The organism is Bradyrhizobium vignae (genome assembly GCF_900324035.1).
GTDB lineage: Bacteria > Pseudomonadota > Alphaproteobacteria > Rhizobiales > Xanthobacteraceae > Bradyrhizobium > Bradyrhizobium vignae.
Genome location: NZ_LS398110.1, coordinates 5,930,122 through 5,949,334 on the forward strand (window position 1 = coordinate 5,930,122; position 19,213 = coordinate 5,949,334).

The 19,213-nt window shown below is 64.0% G+C and carries 20 protein-coding genes; 8 read left to right on the forward strand and 12 right to left on the reverse strand.

The window, feature by feature from the left end; genetic code table 11:
• Window positions 1-9 precede the first annotated feature (9 nt).
• Window positions 10-351 (reverse strand): ester cyclase, encoded by a 342-nt coding sequence (locus BRAD3257_RS28845; RefSeq protein WP_244608033.1) that lies wholly within the window; start codon window positions 349-351, stop codon window positions 10-12.
• Between BRAD3257_RS28845 and BRAD3257_RS28850 the strand changes: the two genes are divergently transcribed.
• Window positions 331-1,167: a TetR/AcrR family transcriptional regulator gene (locus BRAD3257_RS28850; RefSeq protein ID WP_244607732.1), complete on the forward strand. Its 837-nt coding sequence runs from the start codon at window positions 331-333 to the stop codon at window positions 1,165-1,167. The genes BRAD3257_RS28845 and BRAD3257_RS28850 overlap by 21 nt on opposite strands.
• Before the next feature lie 29 nt (window positions 1,168-1,196).
• Here BRAD3257_RS28850 and aroC read toward each other — a convergent pair whose 3' ends face one another.
• The 3 genes from aroC to fabI all read right to left on the reverse strand — a co-directional run bounded on the left by aroC (window position 1,197) and on the right by fabI (window position 3,853).
• On the reverse strand, window positions 1,197-2,285 hold the full coding sequence (aroC, locus tag BRAD3257_RS28855) for a chorismate synthase (protein WP_122404692.1): 1,089 nt from the start codon (window positions 2,283-2,285) through the stop codon (window positions 1,197-1,199).
• A 140-nt stretch (window positions 2,286-2,425) separates the two neighbouring features.
• Window positions 2,426-3,025 (reverse strand): histidine phosphatase family protein, encoded by a 600-nt coding sequence (locus BRAD3257_RS28860; protein ID WP_122404693.1) that lies wholly within the window; start codon window positions 3,023-3,025, stop codon window positions 2,426-2,428.
• Between the two features lie 12 nt (window positions 3,026-3,037).
• Window positions 3,038-3,853, reverse strand: coding sequence for an enoyl-ACP reductase FabI (fabI, locus tag BRAD3257_RS28865; RefSeq protein WP_027554293.1), 816 nt, complete (start codon window positions 3,851-3,853; stop codon window positions 3,038-3,040).
• A 173-nt stretch (window positions 3,854-4,026) separates the two neighbouring features.
• Here fabI and BRAD3257_RS28870 point away from each other — a divergent pair, with 173 nt between their 5' ends.
• Window positions 4,027-4,515, forward strand: coding sequence for an RNA polymerase sigma factor (locus BRAD3257_RS28870; RefSeq protein WP_122406808.1), 489 nt, complete (start codon window positions 4,027-4,029; stop codon window positions 4,513-4,515).
• 105 nt (window positions 4,516-4,620) lie between these two features.
• Window positions 4,621-5,391: an anti-sigma factor family protein gene (locus BRAD3257_RS28875; protein ID WP_122404694.1), complete on the forward strand. Its 771-nt coding sequence runs from the start codon at window positions 4,621-4,623 to the stop codon at window positions 5,389-5,391.
• Window positions 5,392-5,788: 397 nt separating this feature from the next.
• Here BRAD3257_RS28875 and BRAD3257_RS28880 read toward each other — a convergent pair whose 3' ends face one another.
• Window positions 5,789-6,751 (reverse strand): DnaJ C-terminal domain-containing protein, encoded by a 963-nt coding sequence (locus BRAD3257_RS28880; protein WP_122404695.1) that lies wholly within the window; start codon window positions 6,749-6,751, stop codon window positions 5,789-5,791.
• A gap of 106 nt (window positions 6,752-6,857) precedes the next feature.
• Window positions 6,858-7,265 carry an RT0821/Lpp0805 family surface protein gene (locus BRAD3257_RS28885; protein ID WP_162500392.1) on the reverse strand — a complete coding sequence of 136 codons (408 nt, stop codon included), beginning with the start codon at window positions 7,263-7,265 and terminating at the stop codon, window positions 6,858-6,860.
• A gap of 113 nt (window positions 7,266-7,378) precedes the next feature.
• Here BRAD3257_RS28885 and pdxH point away from each other — a divergent pair, with 113 nt between their 5' ends.
• Entirely contained in the window at window positions 7,379-8,020 is a 642-nt protein-coding gene (pdxH, locus tag BRAD3257_RS28890) for a pyridoxamine 5'-phosphate oxidase (protein ID WP_122404696.1), read from the forward strand.
• Between the two features lie 50 nt (window positions 8,021-8,070).
• Window positions 8,071-8,823, forward strand: coding sequence for an SDR family NAD(P)-dependent oxidoreductase (locus BRAD3257_RS28895; RefSeq protein ID WP_122404697.1), 753 nt, complete (start codon window positions 8,071-8,073; stop codon window positions 8,821-8,823).
• A 152-nt stretch (window positions 8,824-8,975) separates the two neighbouring features.
• Here BRAD3257_RS28895 and BRAD3257_RS28900 read toward each other — a convergent pair whose 3' ends face one another.
• The gene (locus BRAD3257_RS28900; RefSeq protein ID WP_122404698.1) at window positions 8,976-9,194 is read right to left on the reverse strand and encodes a hypothetical protein; all 219 of its coding nucleotides are present in this window, start codon (window positions 9,192-9,194) and stop codon (window positions 8,976-8,978) included.
• A 206-nt stretch (window positions 9,195-9,400) separates the two neighbouring features.
• Window positions 9,401-10,378, reverse strand: coding sequence for a magnesium transporter CorA family protein (locus BRAD3257_RS28905; protein ID WP_122404699.1), 978 nt, complete (start codon window positions 10,376-10,378; stop codon window positions 9,401-9,403).
• Window positions 10,379-10,714: 336 nt separating this feature from the next.
• Between BRAD3257_RS28905 and BRAD3257_RS28910 the strand changes: the two genes are divergently transcribed.
• On the forward strand, window positions 10,715-11,401 hold the full coding sequence (locus BRAD3257_RS28910) for a L,D-transpeptidase (RefSeq protein ID WP_122404700.1): 687 nt from the start codon (window positions 10,715-10,717) through the stop codon (window positions 11,399-11,401).
• Window positions 11,402-11,538: 137 nt separating this feature from the next.
• On the opposite strand, the gene BRAD3257_RS28915 is transcribed toward BRAD3257_RS28910, so the two are convergent.
• Window positions 11,539-12,672: an extensin family protein gene (locus tag BRAD3257_RS28915; protein ID WP_122404701.1), complete on the reverse strand. Its 1,134-nt coding sequence runs from the start codon at window positions 12,670-12,672 to the stop codon at window positions 11,539-11,541.
• 65 nt (window positions 12,673-12,737) lie between these two features.
• On the opposite strand from BRAD3257_RS28915, the gene BRAD3257_RS28920 reads away from it, so the two are divergent.
• Window positions 12,738-14,366 (forward strand): fatty-acid--CoA ligase, encoded by a 1,629-nt coding sequence (locus tag BRAD3257_RS28920; RefSeq protein ID WP_122404702.1) that lies wholly within the window; start codon window positions 12,738-12,740, stop codon window positions 14,364-14,366.
• A gap of 227 nt (window positions 14,367-14,593) precedes the next feature.
• A complete protein-coding gene (locus tag BRAD3257_RS28925) occupies window positions 14,594-15,448 on the forward strand; it encodes a DUF1499 domain-containing protein (protein ID WP_122404703.1) in 855 nt (284 codons plus the stop codon).
• Window positions 15,449-15,560: 112 nt separating this feature from the next.
• On the opposite strand, the gene BRAD3257_RS28930 is transcribed toward BRAD3257_RS28925, so the two are convergent.
• The 3 genes from BRAD3257_RS28930 to ribB form a co-directional block, all read right to left on the reverse strand.
• Window positions 15,561-16,481, reverse strand: a complete 921-nt coding sequence (locus BRAD3257_RS28930) for an MBL fold metallo-hydrolase (protein ID WP_122404704.1) — start codon at window positions 16,479-16,481, stop codon at window positions 15,561-15,563.
• Window positions 16,482-16,647: 166 nt separating this feature from the next.
• Window positions 16,648-17,862 carry an acyl-CoA dehydrogenase gene (locus tag BRAD3257_RS28935; protein WP_024340297.1) on the reverse strand — a complete coding sequence of 405 codons (1,215 nt, stop codon included), beginning with the start codon at window positions 17,860-17,862 and terminating at the stop codon, window positions 16,648-16,650.
• Window positions 17,863-17,992: 130 nt separating this feature from the next.
• A complete protein-coding gene (gene ribB, locus BRAD3257_RS28940; RefSeq protein ID WP_122404705.1) occupies window positions 17,993-19,069 on the reverse strand; it encodes a 3,4-dihydroxy-2-butanone-4-phosphate synthase in 1,077 nt (358 codons plus the stop codon).
• Window positions 19,070-19,213 lie beyond the last annotated feature (144 nt).

The following is a 19,213-nucleotide window of genomic DNA, read 5'->3' on the forward strand; positions in this document are numbered from 1 at the left end:
ATCTCCTGCTCATGCGGCCTGCGGTGCGTTGAGCTGGTTGAGGATCGCCGCGAAGTCTAGCCAGACGTTTTCGCGCTTGATCTGCCCGTCGGGCGCCATGTCGAACACGTGCAGCAGGCGAAAGCTCAGCTTGCGTCCGTGGCCAGGAATCCCGAACGGCGCGCCGGGCGCCGTTCCTTCCCACAGGCTCTCGTCGACCACGAAATCCGGCCCGTAGTAACGTCGCAGCGTGGTGACCTTTTCGCCGGAAAGGTCCGCGAACAAAGCGTCGTAGAAGCCGCGCGCCGCGGTCTTTCCGTGGACCGGGCCGGTGGGATATCCGACGACGTCATGCTCGACGTCATCGACCATCGTGCTCAACACGCCATCAACGTCGTCTTCGGCCTCAAAATGAAAGTGGCGGTCGATCATGCGATCAAAGGTTTTCTTCAATTCGTCGTTCATCGGTTTCCCTTTGCTGGGACAATTCGCTATAGTGAGACAAAGTCCCTTAATAAGACACGTGTCTCACATATGCCCGACAGGAAGTCAAGCCGGAGCGCGCATCGGACTCAGATCGAGACCGATAGCCGCGCAAACCAGAAGCGCCGCACGCGCCAGGCCCTGATCGACGCCGCGATGGCGTTTCGCGACGAAGGACGCAACCCGACATTTGCCGAAGTGGCAGAGCGCGCGCTGGTCTCGCGCGCCACCGCCTATCGTTATTTCTCTTCGCTCGAAGCCCTGATCAGCGAGACGGCAACAGAACGCGGGCTTGTGGCCCTGGAGCGCATCTGGCGGCCCGGCGATGATCCGATTGACGGCATCTCGCGTGCATCACGCGAGATGATGAAGCTGATGTTGAGCGACGAAGTCGGTCTGCATGTGATGGAGCGCTCGTTCATGGCCGTGTGGCTCGACAACGATCCGGGCGCACGGCCGCCACGGCCCGGCCGGCGGATGAAATTCATCCTGCCAATCGTCGAGTCGCTGAAGGGGGAACTGTCATCCGCCGCACGCCGACGCCTCGCCCACGCGCTATCGATGGTGATGGGCAGCGAGGCCGCGCTGGCGATACGCGACATCGGCGGCGCCAGCGTCGAAGAGGCACTCGCTGCCGCCGCCTGGGCGGCACAGGCGCTTGTCAATCAGGCCCGGATCGATGCTGCGGAAGCGCGACGCAAATAGGAGCGCGTATTTCCAAGGAGCGCTCTAAATCAGCGCCCGACCTGCCCGCGGTCGCGCAGGAAATGATCCGCCAGCACGCAGGCCATCATGGCTTCACCGACGGGGACGGCACGGATGCCGACGCAGGGGTCATGGCGGCCCTTGGTGAAGATTTCGGTATCGGTGCCCTGCCGATCGACGGTGAGACGCGGCTGCAGGATCGACGAGGTCGGCTTCACCGCGAAACGCACCACCACCGGCTGTCCGGTGGAGATACCGCCAAGGACTCCGCCGGCATGGTTGGACAGAAAGCGCGTGCCGTCATTGCCGGTGCGCATCTCGTCGGCGTTCTCCTCGCCGGTGAGCTCGGCGGCTCCGAAGCCGGCGCCGATCTCGACGCCCTTGACGGCGTTGATGGTCATCATCGCAGCCGCGAGATCGGAATCGAGCTTGGCGTAGATCGGCGCGCCAAGACCTGCCGGCACGCCTTCGGCGACGACCTCGATCACGGCACCGATCGAGGAGCCGCTCTTGCGGATGCCGTCGAGATACGTCTCGAAGAACGCGGCCTTGTCCTTGTCGGGACAGAAGAACGGATTCTTGGCGATCTCGTCCCAGTCCCACTTGTCGCGGTCGATCTTGTGCGGGCCGATCTGCACCAGCGCGCCCCGCACCTTCACGTCGGGCAGCACTTTTCGCGCGATCGCGCCGGCGGCAACGCGCATCGCGGTCTCGCGCGCGGAGGAGCGCCCGCCGCCGCGATAGTCGCGCAGGCCGTATTTGGCCTCATAGGTGAAGTCGGCATGACCGGGACGAAACTTGTCCTTGATCTCGGAATAGTCCTTCGAGCGCTGGTCGGTGTTCTCGATCAGGAGCCCGATCGGGGTCCCCGTCGTCACCTGCACGCCGGTCTCCGGATGCGCCATGACGCCGGACAGGATTTTCACCTGGTCCGGCTCCTGGCGCTGGGTGGTGAAGCGCGACTGTCCGGGCCGGCGGCGGTCGAGGTCCTTCTGGATGTCGGCCTCGGTGAGCGGAATCATGGGCGGGCAGCCGTCGACCACGCAGCCGATCGCCACCCCGTGGCTCTCGCCGAAGGTGGTGACGCGGAACATATGGCCGAAGGTGTTGAAGGACATTCGAACTGCCGCCTCGCGTTGACGTTTTACATAAACGTTGCTTGTCAACGTTCGTAGCCCTGAGGGGCATGGCGTTCAACCCCGTTCCCGTCATTCCGGGGCGCCCGAAGGGCGAAGCCGGAATGACGAAAAACTCAGGCTTAACTAAACTTCTCCAGCCTCCGGTCGCGGAACACGTAGACGGCGCCCTGCTCGATATAGAGCTCGGCGGCGCTGGCGGGGGTCTCGATGCCCAAGGCCACCATCAGGGCGCGGCAGGTACCGCCATGGGCGACCGCGACGGTATCGACCAGAAGCGAGTCGTACCAGTCGAGCATGCGGAGCTGCACGGCAGCATAGGTCTCGCCGCCGCTTGGCGCCACCGTCCACTTGTCAGCAAGGCGCCTTGCATAGACATCGGGATCTGAGGCCTCGCTTTCCGCCAGCGTCAGCCCCTCCCAGACACCATAACCGATCTCGCGCAGGCGGTCGTCGAGGGAATAATCGGCGGCCGGTAGCGCGAGCTTTCCGCGCAAAAGCTCCATGGTCTGACGCGCACGTCCGAGCGGGCTCGACACATAGGGCAGGGCCGCTCTGTCCTTGCCCTCGCGCTTGAACAGATCGGCCAGAACGCCGGCAGCATGCACCGCCTGACCGCGGCCGCGTGCGTTCAGCGGGACGTCCCTGGTGCCCTGGAGCCGGCCGAGCGCGTTCCATTCGGTCTCGCCGTGGCGAAGGAAGTAGATCGTGGGCACCGGCATGTCGGCTGAACGTTAATCCTTGCCACCCAGCGCGATATCAGGTGCGTCCGGGCGCTTCATGCCCAGCACATGATAGCCGGAATCGACATGATGCACCTCGCCGGTGACGCCGCGCGAGAGGTCGGAGAGGAAATACAGCGCGCTGCCGCCGACGTCCTCGGTCGAGACGTTGCGCCGCATCGGCGCGTTATATTCGTTCCACTTCAGGATGTAGCGGAAATCGCCGATGCCGGAGGCGGCGAGCGTCTTGATGGGGCCTGCCGAGATCGCGTTGACGCGGATGTTCTTCTCGCCGAGATCGGCGGCGAGATAACGCACGCTGGCTTCCAGCGCCGCCTTGGCCACGCCCATCACGTTGTAATGCGGCATCCATTTCTCGGCGCCGTAATAGGAGAGCGTGATCAGCGAGCCGCCATCCGTCATCAGCTTCTCGGCGCGCTGCGCCACGGCGGTGAACGAATAGCAGGAGATCAGCATCGACTTCGAAAAGTTCTCCTGAGTGGTGTCGACGTAGCGGCCGTCGAGCTGCTCGCCATAGGCGATCGCATGCACCAGGAAATCGATCTTGCCCCACTTCTCCTTCAGCACCGCGAAGGCGGCATCGATGGTCGCGGCATCCGTGACGTCGCAATGGCCGAGCACGAGACCACCGATCTCGGCGGCAAGCGGCTCGACGCGCTTCTTCAGCGCATCGCCCTGATAGGTGAAGGCGAGCTCGGCACCGGCGGCGTGGCATGCCTTGGCGATGCCCCAGGCGATCGAGCGGTTGTTGGCAACGCCGAGGATCACCCCGCGCTTGCCTTGCATCAGACCTGAATTCTGCGCCATTTTTGAACGTCCCGTCGAGCTCTCGTTGAGGTCTGGAGGTACACCAGCCCTCCCCTGCGGTACAGCCCTAATCCGCGGCGTTAACGCTGTTTCGAGTGCCGGAATAGCCGTTCCGCTCGGGTGTTATGATGGTTGAGGCGCTCGCGCCGAACGCCAGGAACGTCAAGACCTCAATGAATGCGTTTCGCCAGAGTGTGGAAGCCATGATCCCGGCGTTGCGCCGCTATGCCCGTGCGCTGACGCGCGATGCGGATGCGGCCGACGATCTGGTGCAGGACACGTTGGTACGGGCGCTGCGTTCCGAGCGGCTGTTTCTCGGGGGCGACGTCAGGAGCTGGCTCTATACGATCCTGACCAACCTCAACAAGAACCGGCGGCGCTCGTTGGCAAGGCGCCCGCAATTCATCCCGCTGACGGAGAACAATCCGGATGCCAGCGGGACCGAGGCCGAAGGACGCGACATCGAGAAGGCACTGGCGACGCTCGTCGAGGAACAGCGTTCGGTGCTGCTGCTGGTGATGCTGGAAGGCATGAGCTATCGCGAGGTCGCCGACATCCAGGGCGTGCCGATCGGCACCGTGATGTCGCGCCTGGCGCGCGCCAGGGCCCACGTCAAAGCCTCGCTGGAGGGCGAGAGCCCGGCGCTCAGGCGGGTGAAATGAGGACAGGGTGATGCATCACGTTTCGCGCGCCCGCAGACTGCAGAGGACGCGAGCGAAGTTGAGCCACGAACGATTTTTTGGGCCGCAGAGCCAGAGACGACCGATATGAACGACCGCAAGATCCCAGTGACCGAGGACGAACTGCACGCCTATGTCGATGGCGAGCTGCCGGCCGAGCGCCGCGCCGACGTCGAGGCCTTTCTTGCCGCCCATCCCGACGAGGCCGAGCGCGTGCAGTCCTGGCGTGCCATGGCTGAGATGCTGCACGCCCGCTACGATTCCGTCGCCCAGGAACCGGTGCCGGCGCGGCTGGAATTGGAGCGGCTGGAGCGCCGCCCGCGGCAATGGCTCTATGGCGCCGCCGCGGCCGTGCTGGTTGCTTTCGTCGCCGGCGGCACGGCCGGGTGGGTCGCGCATGGTGCTGCCAATGCGCCCTCAACCTTCCAGAGCTTTACGGCGGACGCGCTCGACGCCCATCGGCTCTATGTCGTCGAGGTCCGCCACCCCGTCGAGGTCGGCGGCAACGAGCGCGACCACTTGCAGGCCTGGCTGACCCGGCGTTGCGGCTGGACCGTGTTCGCTCCGAATTTGGAGGCGAGCGGGCTGAAGCTGGTTGGCGGCCGGCTCTTGCCGGGACCGAACGGCCCGGCGTCGTTCCTGATGTATGAGGGTGCCTCGGGCGAGCGGTACACGATCTACTCCGCCAAGACCGAGAATGGTGCAACGCAAATGCGCTACGCCAAAACGGACAAGGACGGCGCGCTGTTCTGGGCCGACCGCGGCGTCGGCTACGTCGTCAGCGGCAGCAGTGACCGCGACCGGCTGACCAGGGTGGCGCAGGCCGTCTACGACCAGGCGGAGAAAAACGGCACCTGAGCAACCGCATGAGCATGGTGCCCAGATTCCGTCATCGAAAATTTGGAATCAGGACATCGACGCGTCTCATTATCGCACCGGGTGTTCACGCGATTATGAGTGGCGTTCGATCCGCCGATCGACGCAGGCGGCCTCGATTGGGGTTTTTGGTACCGCGCTGGTCCCCCTCTCGAGGCCGCACCTTTGTCGGCTGCCCCGCCGGACAGCCGACACGTCTCAAATGTCAGCGTCGAAGCGCAATGCGCGCTTCAGCCGTATGTTGAGCATCATCCTTTAAGAGAATGCTCCGATCGTCGATGTGGCCTCGGAATGGCGCTTCTTGTTGTTTGCGCATGACCTCTTCGGAAGACCGCTGCGCACTTTCGCGCTAGCGCGGCCCTCCGGGTCCGGATCATGCTTAGCCGAGCCCACTCCGCGGATTGTAGGGATGTTGGTCCCGCCACCTCTCCATCAATGCCTCGAGCTCGGCGTCGTTCCCGTCTGGTAGCATAATCCTGATGGTCACCAAGAGATCCCCGGTTCCACCGGCTTTCGGCAGGCCCTTGCCCTTGAGGCGAAAGGTCCGGCCGCTGGAGGTGTTCTTGGGGACCGAGAGCTCGACGGCATTGCCGAGGGTGGGCACGCGGACCTTGCCGCCGAGCACCGCCTCGTAAAGCGTGACCGGCAGGTCGATCTTGAGGTCGGCACCCTCGACCTTGAAGAACGGGTGCGGCACGATGTTGATCGTGATCAGGAGATCGCCGGGCGTATGGCCTGGCGCGCTCTCGCCCTGCCCCCGGAGCCGAATCTGCTGGCCTTCGGCGACGCCAGCGGGAATCTTGACGTTGAGCTCCTTGCCCGTCGGCAACCGGATGCGCTTCTCGCCACCCTTGGCCGACTCCTCCAGCGAAACGGACATGGCCACGTTGACATCGAGATCGAGCCCGATGCCGCCGGTGTCGAACTCGAACTGTGCGCCGCCGCCGGCCCCCGGCCGCGCGCCCCGCATCCCGCCGCCGAACATGCTGTTGAGAATATCCTCGAACGCGCCGCCGCCCGGGCCGCCCGCACCGCCGCTCCGGAACGTATAGCTCTCGAACCCGCCGGGGCCCGCGCGGCCGCGTGGGCCGCCGCCACCCGGAAAGCCCTGGAAGCGCGGCTTGCCCTCGGCGTCGATCTCACCGCGATCGAACTGCTTGCGCTTGTCCTCGTCGCCGAGGATCTCGTTGGCCGAGTTGATCTCGGCAAAGCGCTCGGCGGCCTTCGGGTCACCCTTGTTGCTGTCGGGATGGTGCTTCTTGGCCAGCTTGCGATAGGCGCTCTTGATGGCGGCAGCGTTGGCGCTCCGCGGCACCCCCAAGACCTCGTAGGGGTCGCGCATTCGTCACGTCTCCTTCAAGAAATCGAATTGTTAAGGGCTCCCCACCCCACCTGCCGTTCATGTGGGAAGAGAGTGGCATTTTTGCAACTAGGAGCTTGCGCTGAACCTAGTTCCGCCACGGCTTTAGCGTACGAATCTCCCAACGGCCACGGCTGCTTTGGCAACCGGCGCCCTGGAGCCAGCTTTCAGTGCGGCCATTGACGTAGCTTGCCAGGAAATCGCGGCATTTGCGGCCGTCCTCGGCGGCATAGGACTGCGCGATCGGTGTCACCGAGCCGCGGGCCCCGGTCTCCGGATTCTCCCAGTGCTGGCTGGAATCCTTGTCGCCCTTGCTCAGGACGTCGGAGGCTGCGTTGCGGGTGAAGGCGAGATCGGTCTCGGTCGGCGGGGCATCCTTCGCCGGCCGCGCGATCGAGCCGGTGAGATCGCCGTCATCGGCTTTGGCATAGGCGCTGCTGTCGTTGCGGGAAAAGCTGCAGCCGCCGGTGCCAACCCCGATCAGAATCATCGTCATGACGAAGCCGGACGGCCGGATCGCCGATAGGCCAACGCGTCCCCATGCCCTATATAGGGCGGTAGCGGACAACAACGCGTTTTGGGCCGCGGGACGCAACTCGGACTCCAGACATGACCGACACGACCTCGATGAAACACCAGACACCCTTAACATCCGGTGATTTCACCGCTGCCGATGAGCCATTTGCGCTGTTCGAGGCTTGGCTGAACGAGGCGATCAAGAGCGAGCCGAACGATCCGAACGCCATGGCGCTCGCAACCGTCGACCCTGACGGACTGCCTGATGTGCGCATGGTGCTGATGAAGGGCTTCGATGCCGATGGTTTCGTCTTCTACAGCCACATCGCCAGCCAGAAGGGCCGCGAGCTCGCCGCAAATCCTAAGGCAGCATTACTTTTTCACTGGAAGTCGCTGCGCCGTCAGGTCCGCATCCGCGGCAACGTGACGCCGGTGACCGACGCGGAGGCCGACGCCTATTTCGCGACGCGCCCCAAGCAGGCGCAGATCGGCGCCTGGGCGAGCAAGCAGTCGCAAGAGCTGGAGAGCCGCTTCGCCTTCGAACAAGCCATCGCCAAGGTTGCGGCCAAATACGTCATCGGCGAAGTGCCGCGGCCGCCGGGCTGGAGCGGCTGGCGCATCACGCCCTTGCGTATCGAGTTCTGGCACGACCGCCCGTTTCGGCTCCACGACCGCATCGAATTTCGCCGTGACGCCGCCGGTCAGAAATGGTCCAAGACGCGGATGTATCCTTGAGCCTCATCTTGAATCTTGTCTCGAGCTTTGGGCCAACCTGAAAGATGTCCATGCCGCATTCGTCCAATGCACCGCGTCGTACGCTGCTTCTGACCGGAGCCAGCCGCGGCATCGGCCACGCCACGGTGATCCGCTTTTCCTCGGCGGGCTGGCGCGTCATCACCTGCTCGCGGCATCCTTTCCCGGAGGACTGTCCGTGGGACGCCGGCCCTGAGGACCACATCCAGGTCGACCTCGGCGACCCCGGGGACACCTTGCGCGCAATCAGCGAAATCCGCCGCCGGCTCGAAGGTGGCACGCTGCATGCGCTGGTCAATAACGCCGCGATCTCGCCCAAGGGCCCCGGTGGCTCCCGACTCGGCTCGGTCGACACCGATCTCGACACCTGGACGCATGTCTTCCACGTCAACTTCTTCGCGCCGATCATGATGGCGCGCGGGCTGATCGAGGAATTGAAGGCGGCAAAGGGCTCGGTGGTGAACGTCACCTCGATCGCGGGCTCGCGCGTGCACCCCTTCGCCGGCGCCGCCTATGCCACCTCGAAGGCGGCACTCGCCGCGCTGACGCGCGAGATGGCCTCCGACTTCGGCCGCGTCGGCGTGCGTGTCAACGCGATCGCGCCGGGCGAGATCGACACCTCGATCCTGTCGCCGGGCACCGAGAAGATCGTCGAGCAGCAGATCCCGATGCACCGCCTCGGCACGCCCGACGAGGTCGCAAAAATCATCTACGTGCTGTGCACGGATACTTCGTCCTACGTCAACGGCGCCGAGATCCACATCAACGGCGGCCAGCACGTGTGACGGTGAGCGTCGTTCCGGGGCAGTGCGAAGCATCGAACCCGGAATGACGGATGAATTGATCAACTGATTTCGCCGTAGCTTGAATTGGGAAGCAAGGCGATCCAGACAACGCCGCCGCAAGATCTGGATCGCCTGCCCTTATCTTCCGTTCCTCAATCGATTCGAATCCGACGTGACCGATCGCGCAGCCTGGGGGCTGCGGCATTGAATGCAGTCGAGCAGTCGTCGTCGTTCTCACCATCGAGCAGCGGAGCACCACAGTGCCGGCACATGCGTGCCGACATCGACGGCGCCTTGCCGCTCGCCAGGACCTGACGATAGTTCGCCAGATCGATGACGTTGCGGGGCGACGTTATGTGTTTTTCAACCATGGCTGTTCCTCGCGGCTACGCACTGCTTATCGCAGACAAGTTTCGCGCAAACGTTCAGCCCACCGCTCAAATTTTACCGGAGGAATTGCGGCACGACGCACACATCACCGCGTCGCCGCAATCCCGATCTATTCTGCGACACGATTCACCGTGTCTCAGCGAGCGGCGTAAGGTCTCGGTAGGTATCTTTGCTCGAGCCCGGCAACCTACAGCCACTTCTTCCACTTGAAGATCCAGTACGGAACGATGGCGGCGAGCAGCATCATCACCAGCGCCATCGGATAGCCGTGCACCCATTCGAGTTCCGGCATCACCTTGAAATTCATGCCGTAGATCGAGGCGATCAGCGTCGGCGGCATCAGGACAACTGCCATGACCGAAAACAGCTTGATGATGTTGTTCTGCTCGAGATTGACGACGCCGAGCATGGCATCGAGCACGAAGGTGATCTTGTTGGACAGATAGGAGGCGTGGTCGGTCAGCGAGGCGACGTCGCGCTGCATGGTCTTGAGCTGCTCGCGCATGTCCTTCGACCATTTCACGCCCTCGACGACCGCGGACAGGAACGTCACGACGCGGCCGATCGACACCAGACTCTCGCGAACCTTCGAGGTCAAGTCGCCCTTGCGGCCGATCGAGATCAAGATCTGGGAATATCGCTTTGCCTGCCCATGGCGCTCGCTCTCGGGCTCGAAGATGTCGTGCGAGACCTGATCGATCTCGGTGCCGCAACGCTCCAGAATGTCGGCGCAGCGGTCGATCACGGCGTCCAGCAGTTCCATCAGCACCATCTCGCCGGTGATGGAAGGCGTGCAGGAGCGAGCCAGCTTGGCCTCGACCAGGGCGAACGGCTTCGGCAGGTCGTAGCGCACCGTCACCAGGCGGTGGTCGCCGAGGATGAAGGTCACCGCCGTGGTCCGGGGCATGTCGGTATCGGAGTGGCACATCAGGGTCGCTGTCATGTAGCGCGCGCCGTTCTCCATATAGAGGCGGCTGGAGATCTCGATCTCCTGCATGTCTTCCCGGGTCGGGATGGCGATGCCCGCGAGCCGCTCCACCGCCTTGTCCTCGGCCGCGCTCGGATTGACGAGGTCGATCCAGACGGCGTTCTCCGGCACCGCCGCAAGATCCTCGATGACAGCCTTCTTGAGGGCGGACTCGGAGGGAACAAACACCGCAAACATCAAAAGCTCCAGAGAACCTGCGACAGAATGACAGCCCTTAGCGCGATTCTGACAGGTTCACGATGACAACAACATTAACGGAGCGTTTGCATTTGTGGCGACCCCGGGGCTCAACTGTGGCACGGAATCGACAGCCTGGCGCGTCTGGCCAAAAAACCCTCACAACACCCCCAAATTTGCGGCAGAAAAGCCACAGCTGGGGTCTTGCAGCGCGGGAAAAAGGCTTCAGCGCTGGAATTGTGGCAGATTTCGACGATAATGAGATTAACGGAGTCGAGGAACTTGGGCGCTAAGCTCAGGCCTTCCGCACGGTATTGTTTTGATTGGAACCAAACCATGTCGTCGCTGAAAGTTAAGTTGGGGATTTTGGCCGCTGGCCTGATGCTGTCGGGCTGCATGCAGGCCACGCACTATGAAGCGACCGACACCAAGGCCTTCAAGCCAAAGGACAAGGAACTCCTGGCCAAGGTCCGGTACGAAAATACCCCCGTCGCAGAGCCGTTCCGCCGCGCCATCGTCGAATACCACCGCAAGGAAGCCCCGGGCTCGATCGTGGTCGATTCCGACAATCACTACCTCTATTACGTGCTGGAGGGCGGCAAAGCGATCCGTTACGGCATCACGGTCGGCGAAGAGGCCATGGCTTGGTCAGGCATCGCCAAGGTTGGCAGCATGACCGAATGGCCGGCCTGGCATCCGACGCCCGGTGAGATTGCACGCTTGGGCGTGCCGACCTATGTCGCCCCGGGTCCGGACAATCCGATGGGGTCCCGCGCGATGTATCTCTATTCGGGCGGCAAGGACACGCTGTTCCGCATCCACGGCACCAACCAGCCGGAATACATCGGCGCCTCGATCTCGTCAGGCTGCATCCGCCTGACCAATGAGGACGCAATCGACCTCTATAACCGGGTCAAGGTCGGCACCATCGTCGTGGTGCTCGAGCCCAAGCATGGCGACTCGCCGTACAACTCGCGGCTGGCGCTCGGCACCAGCCAAACCGGCCAAGCGGGCAGCTACTGATCGCCTCCGAGCCCTAAAGCATGATCCGGAAAAGTGCGAAGCGGTTTTCCGGAAAGATCATGCGTAAACAACAAGCTAAAGCGCGATGACGATTCATCCAAATCTCATCGCGCTTTAGACATCCAGAAGCGCCGGTTTCACCGGCGCTTTTTTGTTGCCGGCTTGTTTGCTGCCGGCTTGTTTGTTGCCGATTTGGACGATTGAGCCTTCTGCTTGGGCGCTGGCTTGTCCTCGGGCGGAGAGGATCTCTCCGCCGCCTCATCATCAGCACCTTCCTTTGCCTCGGGCTTCGCCGCCACCTCGCGCGGCGGCGCCTCCTCAGGGCGCTCCGCCGGCAAGAGCGGAGCAACCTGTGGCAGCGGGTCCCACACGTTCCACTGACAGATCCGGTAGTCGTTGCGGCGCTGCGCCAGGTCGAGATGGATGTGGTCCTCGTGGTACCAGTCCGAGCCCGGGCCGAGTACGGTGGAGAAGCGCGCGCACACCGAGTGCAGCACGCGCTCACGCACCTCGCGCGATATGGCGCGGTCGGTGAGGCCGATCGACTGCCCATTGGCGAGCTTGATGGCGCGGATGTCGATGGCATTGGCCTTGCCGTGCTCGGACAGCATCGCGCCAGCGACGCGGTTGCGGCCGCGGCATTCGAAGGAATCGAAATTGTCGAGGTCGCTGATGGGCGAGCCGAGGCTCGCGGCCAGCGGCACCATGTCCTTGCGCACCCAGTCGGCGATTGCGGATGCCATGGTGCAGCGCAGGATCGCCGCCGGCTTGACCGTCACCTTGCGCTTGTCCGGCAGCACGATGGCTTCCAGCCGCACCAGATCCTCGCCGCCGCAGCCGCCGGGGCCGCGGATATCCGGAATTGAGGGCGCGATCGCAATCTCCTCGGTCAGCGCGAGGCGGCAGGCTGAGGCTTGTTTCTTGGGTGGCGAGGCTGCCTCGGCAGGCTTATCCGCGCTCGGCGGGTGGGACGGCTTTCCCTCCGCTTCCGGTGGGGCCTCGTCCGGTGCCCCTTCCAGTGCCCCTTCCAGCGCCTTGGGAGCCTCCGCGGGGCGCGGTTTTGGCAGCGGAATCCTGGCGGCATGAACGGCCGCGCGCGGCCGTGGTGTGCCAAGGCCGAAGACATCGAGTGGCACAGGATATTTCCGCGCCTCTGCCCTCTCGGCAGGCACGAGCAACAGCCCGAGCGCAGCGGTAACCATTGCCGCGCCAGCGGACATATAGCCGCGACAAGACCATTTGCGGCGAAAGTCCGGCAGGCTAAAAGTCATGACAATTCTTTGGCCCAACGCTGAGAGCGACAAAGCGCCCAGCGACTTCTCGGAGGAACGTCGGAATGCTTGGTTTGATGCAAGATTGGCCCCTGCTCTGCCACCGGATCATCGAACACGCCGCCAGGATTCATGGCAAGCAGGAGGTGGTCACACGCTCGGTCGAGGGACCGATCCATCGCACCAACTACGCCGAGATCCACAAGCGCGCGCTCAAGGTTTCCCAGATGCTGGAGCGCGACGGCATCAAGCTCGGCGACCGCGTCGCAACGATCGCCTGGAACACCTGGCGCCATCTCGAGGCGTGGTACGGCATCATGGGGATCGGCGCCATCTGCCATACCGTCAATCCCCGGCTTTTCCCCGAGCAGATCGCCTGGATCATCAACCATGCACAGGACCGCATCGTGATGACCGACATCACTTTCGTTCCGATCCTGGAGAAGATCGCCGACAAGCTGGCAAGCGTGGAGCGCTACATCGTGCTCACCGATAAGGCGCATATGCCCGAGACCACGCTGAAGAATGCGGTCGCCTACGAGGACTGGATTGCGCAGGCCGACGGCAAATTCAAATGGAAGGACTTTGACGAGAACACGGCGGCCGCGATGTGCTACACGTCTGGCACCACGGGCGACCCGAAGGGCGTGCTGTACTCGCATCGCTCCAACGTGCTGCACGCGCTGATGGCCAACAATGTCGACGCGCTCGGCACCAGCGCCGCCGAGACGATGCTGCCGGTGGTTCCGCTGTTCCACGCCAACAGCTGGGGCATTGCCTTCTCCGCGCCCTCGCAGGGCACCAAGCTGGTGATGCCCGGCGCCAAGCTCGACGGCGCCTCGGTCTATGAGCTGCTCTCGACCGAGAAGGTGACGCACACCGCCGGCGTGCCCACGGTTTGGCTGATGCTGCTGCAGCACATGGCCGCCAACAATCTCAAGCTGCCGGATCTGAAGATGGTGATCTGCGGCGGCTCAGCGATGCCGCGCTCGATGATCAAGGCCTTCCTCGACATGGGCTCGAACGTGCGTCACGCCTGGGGCATGACCGAAATGAGCCCGATCGGCAGCGTCGCGGCGCTGAAGCCGCCGTTCCAGAATGCAACGGGCGATGCCAAACTCGACGTGCTCCAGATGCAGGGCTACGCGCCCTTCGGCGTGCAGATGAAGATCACCGACGACGCCGGCAAGGAACTGCCCTGGGACGGCAAGACCTTCGGCCGCCTCAAGGTCTCCGGGCCCGCCGTCGCCAAGGCCTATTACCACGTCGACACCAACATCCTCGACGAGGAAGGTTTCTTCGACACCGGCGATGTCTCGACCATCGACGAGGACGGCTACATGCGGATCACCGACCGCTCCAAGGACGTGATCAAGTCCGGCGGCGAGTGGATATCCTCGATCGACCTCGAAAACCTCGCGGTCGGTCATCCGGCCGTCGCGGAAGCCGCCGTGATCGGCGTGTTCCACCCCAAATGGGATGAGAGGCCGCTGCTGATCGTACAACTCAAGCAGGGCCAGCAGGCCAGCCGCGAGGACATCCTCAAATACATGGATGGCAAGATCGCCAAATGGTGGATGCCCGACGATGTCGTCTTCGTCGACGGCATCCCGCATACCGCGACGGGCAAGATCCTGAAGACGGCACTGCGCGACCAATTCAAGGATTATCGCTTCCCGAACGCGGCGGCGTAGCGCACGAGGGCACGCACTGTCATTCCGGATGGTCCGAAGGACCAGACCCGGAACTCGAGATTCCCAGGTGCGCAAGGGCGCACCGGGGTTCGATACCGTTGGCATCGCCCCGGAATGACGGTCCAGAGTCCGGCCTCCCTTGAATTTGCCTCCGGGCCGTGGTCTCAACGGCGCATCGTCGCGCCAGATCGCCGGCGCCGCCCTCAACATCCGGCAGAGCTCACCCGATGGTCCGCAGGTTTTCCGCCCCCTACCAGTCGGAGCCCGTGTCCAGCCTCGCGAGCTGGGCGCGCAATCTGGCCGTGTTCGCGGTCGCGGCGGTGGTGGTGTCGATCATCATCGTGCGCTTCGATTTCCTGGAGCCGAAGCCGGCGCTTGTGACTTTCTTCGGCGGGCTCGCGATCGCCGGCCTCTCGATCTTGTTCGGGCTCGCCGGCTTTGCTGCGATCTGGCAGAACGGCTCGCGTGGCATGGCGCGCATCCTGCTCGCCTTCCTGATCGACGGGGCGATCCTCGCCTACCCCGCCTATCTGGCCTTTCAATATCGCAAGCTGCCGCCGATCTACGACATCACCACCGACCCGATCGATCCGCCGCGCTTCGACGCGCTGGCGCGCCTGCGCACCGGCGAGGGCACCAACACCGCGGTTTACGCCGGCCTCTATTCGGCGGAGCAGCAGCGCCACTTCTATCCCGACATCGAGCCCGTCGAGCTGGAGATTTCGGCCGACCGTGCCTATGCAATCGCGCTCCAGCTCGTGCACAAGCGCAAATGGATCGTGATCGATGAGCGCGCACCGCAGCCACCGCGCCGCATCGGCCGCATTGAAGCGGTCGCGCGCACGCCGATCATGGGTTTTCGCGAGGACGTTTCGATAAGGGTCGTGCCGGACGGCGATGATTCCCGCGTCGATATCCGTTCTGCTTCGCGCAACTTCGACAGTGATCTCGGCAGCAACGCCGCGCGCGTCAAAAAATTCATCGACGATCTCAACACCGCCGCCGATGCCGACGCGCTCAAGCCGGTGAAGAAGACGCCCGTCGCGCCGCCCAAGGCGCCAGCGAAGACGGTGAAGAAATAGTCGTCATTCCGGGGCGCGCGATAGCGCGAGCCCGGAACCCATCGGGCTGCAGATTTGGTGGATGAATGGATTCCGGGCTCGATGCCTCGCATCGCCCCGGAATGACGACGGATTAGCTCGCCATCCTGTAGGTCCCGCCAATCACGGGGTCGCCATCGGTTGCCACCACGCCGCGGGCGACGAGGTCTTCCAGATGCGCCAGCACGGAATAGCCGGCGGCCGTCGTCAGCCTCGGATCGATACCGATATAGATCGCGCGGACCATCGTCGGGATGTCGGTCTCGCCCTTGGCAAGGCGGTGCAGGATCGAGGCCTCACGCGCCTTGCGGTGACGGATCAGGAACCGCGCAAAGCGCGGCCCCTCGGGGATCTCGGGGCCGTGGCCTGAGAAATAGAGATCCTCCTCACGTGCCGCGAGCCGGTCCAGCGAGTCCATGTAGTCGGTCATCGAGCCGTCGGGCGGCGCCACGATCGAGGTCGACCAGCCCATCACGTGATCGCCGACGAAGTTGAACTTTCGCTCGGGCCAGGCGAATGCCAGATGATTGGCCGTGTGGCCGGGCGTCGCCACGGCCTCGAGCCGCCAACCGCCGCCTTCCACGACGTCGCCGTGTGCGAGGTTGACATCCGGCGCAAAATCGCGGTCGGCGCCGGACTCCGGATTGTGCTTCTCGCTCTCGAAACGCGGGCGGGAGGCGCGATGCGGGCCTTCGGCGTAAACCGGCGCACCCGTCGCCTGCTTGATCCGCGCGGTGTTCGGCGAATGGTCACGATGGGTGTGGGTGACGAAGATGTGCGTCACCGTCTCGCCGTGCACGGCATCGAGCAGCGCTGCCGCATGCGCCTCGTCATCCGGGCCGGGATCGATGATGGCGACATTGCCGCGGCCCACGATGTAGCTGACGGTGCCGGTGAAGGTGAACGGGCTCGGATTGTTGCAGAGCACGCGCCGCACGCCGGGGCGGACCTCCTCGACGATTCCCGGCTTCAGCGGAAAGTTGCGGTTGAACGGGATGTCGTCATTGTCGGACATGGCTGCTCGTACCTTACTGACTTCGTCATGCCCGGCCTCGTGCCGGCATCCACGTTCTTCTCGCGGCCTGAGACGTGGATGGCCGGGACAACTAGCGCGAAGACGCGCTTTGCGCTTTTGCCCGGCCGTGACGGAGAAGAGTTTCCTCGCCTCGCCCCTCAGACGCTCAGAAAAACGCCTGAATGCCCGTGATCGCGCGGCCGAGGATCAGGGCGTGGACGTCGTGGGTGCCCTCGTAGGTGTTGACCGTCTCCAGATTATGGACGTGGCGCATTACGTGATACTCGATCGAGATGCCGTTGCCGCCGTGCATGTCGCGGGCGGTGCGGGCGATATCGAGGGCCTTGCCGCAATTGTTGCGCTTGACGATCGAGATCATCTCGGGCGCGAACTTGCCCTCGTCCATCAGGCGGCCGACGCGCAACGAGGCTTGCAAGCCCAACGCGATCTCGGTTTCCATGTCCGCGAGCTTCTTCTGCACCAGCTGGGTCGCGGCGAGAGGTTTGCCGAACTGCTTGCGGTCGAGCGTGTACTGGCGGGCGCGATGCATGCAGTCCTCGGCGGCCCCGAGCGCACCCCAGGAGATGCCGTAACGGGCGCGGTTGAGGCAGCCGAACGGACCCTTGAGGCCGGAGACGTTAGGCAGCAGGGCGTCTTCCGGAACCACGACGCCATCCATCACGACCTCACCGGTAATGGAGGCGCGAAGCGAGAGCTTGCCGCCGATCTTCGGCGCGGAGAGGCCCTTCATGCCCTTCTCCAGCACGAAGCCGCGGATCTGGTTGTCGTGCGCGGCCGACTTGGCCCAGACCACGAACACGTCGGCGATCGGCGCGTTCGAGATCCACATCTTGCTGCCGGTGAGGCGATAGCCGTCCGAGACCTTCTCGGCACGGGTCTTCATGCCGGCCGGGTCGGAGCCGGCGTCGGGCTCCGTCAGGCCGAAGCAGCCGACCCACTCGCCGCTGGCGAGCTTCGGCAGGTACTTCTTGCGCTGGTTCTCGTCGCCATAGGCGTAAATCGGGTACATCACCAGCGAGGACTGCACCGAATTCATCGAGCGATAGCCGGAATCGACCCGCTCGATCTCGCGCGCGACGAGGCCATAAGCGACGTAGCTCGCATTGGCACAGCCATACTCTTCCGGCAGCGTGATGCCGATCAAGCCGAGCTCGCCCATCTCGTTGAAGATCTCGCGGTCCGTCTTCTCTTCGAGATAGGCCTTGGAGACGCGCGGCAGCAGCTTGTCCTGGGCGTAGGCGCGCGCAGTGTCGCGCACCATGCGCTCGTCTTCGGTGAGCTGCTCGTCGAGCAGGAACGGATCGTCCCATTGGAAAGAAGCCGCAGCCGGCTTGTCCTTGGCCTGAGGGCGCACGCTCATGAAACGTCCTTTCGCGTCTGGTTCCGTCGATAATTGCCCGACAAATTAAAGCGCCGCGGCAACAAGTTCAATTGCATCCTGGTTTCGATCGTTCCGGGGCGGCGCAGCGGCGCGCACCTCGTCGCGGTGGTCAGCTTTCGAGCTGCTCGTTGGCAACGATCTCGATGCCGAAGCCCGACAGACCCTTGTAGTCATGCACCGAGGAGGTGAGATGCCGGATCGAGGTGACGCCGAGATCGCGCAGGATCTGCGCGCCGACGCCGACCTCGCGCCACTGCCGGTTGCGGTCGGCCTCGGTCGACGACTCGTCCGGCAGCGGGGCCACGGGGACGCCGGCCGCGCCGTCGCGCAAGTAAACCAGCACGCCACGGCCTGCTTTCTTGAAATGCTCGAGCACGACCGCCATGCGCTTGTGGCCGGTGAAGGTGTCCTTGACGATGTTCGGCTTGTGGAAGCGCGTCAGCACGTTCTTGCCGTCGCCGACACCGTTATAGACGAAGGCAACGTGGGCGATGGAATCGAACGGCGAGCGGTAGGCATAGCCCTGCAAGGGACCGATCGGGCTCTCGGTCACGAAGGTCGAAACCCGCTCGATCAGTTTCTCGCGCGCCTGGCGGTAGGCGATCATGTCCGCGATGGTGACGTGCTTGAGCTTGTGCTCGGCGGCGAAGCGGGCAACCTGCTCACCCTTCATCACGCTTCCGTCGTCGTTCATCAACTCGCTGATGACGCCGACCGGCGGCAGGCCGGAGAGCTTGCAGAGATCGACGGCGGCCTCGGTGTGACCGGAGCGCAAGAGCACGCCGCCGTCCTTGGCGATCAGGGGGAAGATGTGGCCCGGCCGGGCGAAATCGTGGGCGCCGACATTGGGATTGGCGAGCGCGCGGCAGCACGAAGCTCGCTCCTCGGCGGAGATGCCGGTGCCGCCATCGGGCTTGTAGTCGATCGAGACCGTGAACGCGGTGGTGTGCGCGGAATCGTTGTGGGCGACCATCGGATCGAGCCGCAGGCGGCGCGCGTCCTCGGTGGTCACGGGCGCGCAGACGATGCCGGAGGTGTGGCGGATGATGAACGCCATCTTCTCGGCGGTGCAGAGCGAGGCGGCAACGATCAGATCGCCCTCGCCCTCACGGTCCTCGTCGTCGGTGACGACCACGAGCTCACCCCGGGCAAAGGCCTGCAAGACTTCCTGAACGCTATCGGGCATTTCCCAATCTCTATCGGTTATGGCCGGGAGGCTTAGCCGGACTTGGGTCGGGGCGCTAGTCTCCCCAGCGCAACCACATATGCCAGACGGCAGGCCTGCCGATGGGTTTCAGGCTTGCACCGGGCATACCAGCGATATAGGCGC